The organism is Sedimentibacter sp. B4 (genome assembly GCF_000309315.1).
GTDB lineage: Bacteria > Bacillota > Clostridia > Tissierellales > Sedimentibacteraceae > Sedimentibacter > Sedimentibacter saalensis.
On sequence record NZ_CANG01000201.1, the window covers coordinates 1 to 439 of the forward strand.

The 439-nt window shown below is 68.3% G+C and carries 1 protein-coding gene; it reads left to right on the forward strand.

Annotation, left to right across the window (positions count from 1 at the left end; translation table 11 throughout):
- Nucleotides 1–237 (forward strand): hypothetical protein (locus BN358_RS27585; RefSeq protein WP_040582616.1); only part of this gene is annotated, 237 nt, incomplete at its 5' end.
- Nucleotides 238–439: the final 202 nt, after the last annotated feature.

The window sequence follows — 439 nt, forward strand, 5'->3', positions numbered from 1 at the left end:
CTCTTTCGAGACCAGCGCGCGCATGATGCCGAATGCGCCACGTTCGCCGAGATCGAGAGCTTCGGGTCCGCGCCGGGGAGGTCAGGCCTGCCTGTGATCGTGGGGTTGGTTCCGGCGGAGGGGATGGGCGCCGACCGGGTCTGGTGGGCCGTGGCCACGTCGGAATTTCCCCATTGCGGGGAGCGCGGGTTCCGTGCCGATTACCCAGAAGCCGGAACTTACGGTAGCGTAGGGTAACGCAAACGACCCGACGGGACACCGTGAGAACGACGCCGCAACCAGTGGTCATACAGGGCGGCATGGGTATTGGCGTCTCTTCTTGGGAGCTGGCCCGGGAGGTGTCGCAGGCCGGCCAACTGGGCGTGGTCTCCGGTACCGCCCTGGACGGCGTGCTCGCGCGAACGCTGCAGGACGGCGACCCGGGGGGGACATCGGCGCC